Below are 3,471 nucleotides of genomic sequence, written 5' to 3'. Positions count from 1 at the left end.
TTCGCAGTTACCCGCGACACCCTTGCCGTTCAGCTAACTCTTCCCCTTGCCGGGCGAGTAGAGGACTTTCACCTCCAAGTGAGTGCGCCCTGCCGGGCGCACCAAGAAAAAAGCCGTCGGGTCAGGACGGCTTTAGAGAGGAACAACATGCACAGCACGCATAGCGTAGGACAAGCCGCGTCTGACGGCTCGGATATTTTGCAAGCAGAGCTTGCGCACTGGACAGCGGTAGAAGCCGAGGCTGTACGGGAGTACCAAGCTCGCCAAGGGGGTAGCACTGGCGCAGCGCTGATCGCGGCCCCTGCCGCCGCTGTGGGGCCTGCGCCAGCGCGCAAGGAAGGCCAGCTTGCTTGGCCGCCGGGAATAGCGGGCAGCATTGCCAATCTGATCTACACCAGTTCAATGCGCCCCGTGCCGGAGGTCGCCATTGTCTCTGCACTTGGGCTACTTGCTGGCGTATGCGGTCGGTCTTGGGTAATCCCGAAATCAGGCTTGAACGTCTATATCGTCCTGCTGGCGCGTAGCGGTATTGGCAAGGAGGCAATGTCAGAAGGCATCTCCATGTTCATTCACGGCGCGGGAAAGTATCGGCAGGACGTGGAAGCACACTTCAGCTTTAACGAATATGCCTCCGGGCAAGCGCTGACGAAGGCAGTCGCCAACGCTCCTTGCTTTACCCACATAGCGGGCGAGTTTGGACGCAAGCTCAAAGCCATGAGCAACGGCAAAGACCCCGCAATGCAGAGCCTGCGCTCTGTCATGACAAAGATCTATTCCAAGTCCGGCCCTAACGCCATTGCTGGCGGGATCGACTACAGCAACAAGGATAACAACGTCGCCAGCATCGTCGGCGCGTCGTACAGCATGATAGGCGACTCTACGCCGGGCACCTTCCGGGAAGCATTAACCTCCGACATGATGGAGGACGGCTTTCTATCTCGCTTCACGGTCGTGGAATACACAGGCCAGCGCCCACCGAGAAACCCGCATTACTTCACCGAACTGCCGGACGCATGGGCGCAATGGTTCGCCTCGCTGACAGCTCACGCCCAACTGCTCGCATCAAACGGAAAGCCTTTGCCCGTGCAGTTCGATGAGCCAGCTACGGAGCTATTCGATCAGTTCGACCAGGAATGTGACGCCGAGGTGAATAGCACTGACGATGAATCACGCCGTCAGATGTGGAACCGCGCACAACTAAAGTCACTACGCATCGCGGCGCTGCTCGCGGTAGCTGATAACCACGTTCACCCGTGCGTCAATGTCGAGCACGCGCAATGGGCGATTGACCTGATCCGGCACGACATCGCTCTATTCAGCGAGCGCTTGCGCAGTGGTGATATTGGCGAGGGAAGCGACGTATGTGAACGCAAGCTGCTCTCCATCATGAAGGAGTATCTCGTAGAGGAACCTTCTAAGGGGTACAAGATTCACCCCAGCATGCGGGCAAATTCAATCATTCCGCGTGCGTATCTCCAGCGGCGCACCGCCTCGCTACCAGCCTTCCAGAAGCACAGGTCGGGAAGCGCTACCGCTGCACTTGACCACGCATTGCGCAGCCTTGCTGACAGCGGCTACACCACGGAAGTGAAAAAGGACGTACTGGTCGAGCAGTACAGCGAATTCGGCAAGGCGTTTCTCATTTTGAAGCTGCCTCAATGAACGGACATAGATCGCCGTCTAACAAACTAGGCGGCGATCTATACGCGAGTCAGCGCTAAGTGCTTGCTGCGCATGTACTTGCATACAAAATATAGAAATTTAAAAGTTTAGAAAGGGGTGTAGTTTGTTGGTGCTGCATGGCGCTGCCTGCACCCTCTAAACGCCTAAACGGCCTAAATTCTATATCGTCCAACAGTTCCGGCCTCCGGTTATGCGGTAGCGCGTGACAGGCCGTTGAATTTGCGCCAAGCGTAAAACTCGCAGGCCACGTTGTTCGCGTTCCAGCCGTTCTCCGGTGCAGCGGCTTTCGCGTCCTTGATCGTTGCTTCCGGGTGCGCGTCCAACCATGCCCAGACAGCAGCGCACAGGCCGCCATCCTTCGGGCGCTTAACACCGTTCTGCTCGACGCGCTCCAGCTTCGGGGCTGCTTTCTTCGGCTTGCTTGTGGTCAACACAGCGTCGGCGGTAGCGGGTGCCGGTGCTTCCATTGCCTTCCAGCCGAAGCGCACCTCGTCGCCGCTCTTGTGAACGGTGATCTCCACCAGTTCGGCAGGCACCCCAGCAGCAACACCCGCGCGGCGGGCGTTCTCGCGTTTCGTGTAGGTCTTGTCGGTCATGTCGTTGCTCCTTCGCAAGTTGATGGAGGCGTATTGCAAGACAGGTCTCCGAGAAGCGGCAACGACTTTTTGGACGCATGCGACAGCGACAGGATTAAGAACGAATAACGCTGAATTACTTGTTCGCTGTTTGCATGTTTTTGTTTTCCTTGCGGACCTTCGCTGATCTTTCACAGCATGTAAGCACTGCGTACAAAAACGCGCCTATTTATCAAAGGAGTTTCGCCATGACAGACAACATTGATCCGCGTATTAGTCCCTCGCTTCACCCCGACAACGTGAAGAACATTGACGGATTCGACGAGCAGACCGCGCCGTACCTCGGCCCGACCATGACCGCATTCAGCACCGCCTATGAAGGTGTGCGCGCTGTGTGGTCAGCCCGAGAAGCTGCCGCCCAGAATCCGACCTGGAATGAGGCGATGCAGGTCATCCACACCGATGACTTCGCGCAGAAGCATTTCAACAAAATCTGCAAGAGCTTCGACGTAACCCGCTCGAATCTCGAAAAGGGCATTGCAATGCTGGAGCAACAGCTTGCCGCACCCATTGAATCGAAGGCAGCGCAAAGCATCAGCGCCGAGATTCGTACCTATGCGAAGAACCTGCCCAACGAGAAGCGACACGCATTTATCCAGCAGGCCATTGATGACGGTGACCACACTACCGTCAGCGCACTGCTGGGCGCGCCTGCATACCTGTCCGGTCTCGATGCGAACTTCCAAGCTACCTACGTTCGATTCTGGAACGAGCGCAGCGCGCCGGAGGTTGCACAGCGCCTCAAGGCGATGAAGGGCGCGAAGCAAATGATCGAAGAACGTGCGGGACTGGTCTTCAAAGAGCTTGAGAAAGCAGTCGGCGCACCGCCGCACAAGGCCGCCGCGCTTCGTCAAGCCAAAACGAACGCTGAGAAGGCGTTCGTGCTGCAAGACCTCGGCTAACGCTGATCGGCACTTGATGACATCAAAGGGGTTCATCCAATGACCGAAATAGTTCAACCCGACTGGTTGAAGAGCTACCAGCCCAACACCTCGCCGCCGCCGGGCAGTCCGAACTGGAAGAAAGGCATGACAAGCCCTAACAGGGTGTTGAAAATTGCGTCATCACCTTCGGCTTCCAGCTTGGCTGGAAAAAATCGACTCTGAAGAACCCCGGCGTGGTTTGGCATGAAGCGCTTTCCTGCCGTCTTTCG

At 57.0% G+C, this 3,471-nt stretch carries 3 protein-coding genes; 2 read left to right on the top strand and 1 reads right to left on the bottom strand.

From position 1 onward, the window contains the following. The coding region (locus MXC99_RS00585; RefSeq protein ID WP_247723702.1) for a DUF3987 domain-containing protein at nt 1-1,662 on the top strand (1,662 nt) is incomplete at its 5' end. Nucleotides 1,663-1,871: 209 nt separating this feature from the next. Here the strand turns inward: MXC99_RS00585 and MXC99_RS00580 are convergent. After that, on the bottom strand, nt 1,872-2,279 hold the full coding sequence (locus tag MXC99_RS00580; protein ID WP_247723701.1) for a hypothetical protein: 408 nt from the start codon (nt 2,277-2,279) through the stop codon (nt 1,872-1,874). 227 nt (nt 2,280-2,506) lie between these two features. On the opposite strand from MXC99_RS00580, the gene MXC99_RS00575 reads away from it, so the two are divergent. Beyond that, nucleotides 2,507-3,220, top strand: a complete 714-nt coding sequence (locus MXC99_RS00575) for a hypothetical protein (RefSeq protein ID WP_247723700.1) — start codon at nt 2,507-2,509, stop codon at nt 3,218-3,220. Nucleotides 3,221-3,471 lie beyond the last annotated feature (251 nt).

This window comes from Thauera aromatica, assembly GCF_023093595.1.
In the GTDB taxonomy this organism is placed as follows: Bacteria; Pseudomonadota; Gammaproteobacteria; order Burkholderiales; family Rhodocyclaceae; genus Thauera; species Thauera aromatica_A.
Note: the sequence above shows the minus strand (reverse complement) of the source record. Positions and strands in the feature narration are given on the sequence as shown.

Excerpts from the sequence above, each read along its gene's own strand:
- MXC99_RS00580 (WP_247723701.1), bottom strand. The coding sequence starts at position 2,279 with ATGACCGACAAGACCTACACGAAACGCGAGAACGCCCGCCGCGCGGGT.
- MXC99_RS00575 (WP_247723700.1), top strand. The coding sequence starts at position 2,507 with ATGACAGACAACATTGATCCGCGTATTAGTCCCTCGCTTCACCCCGAC.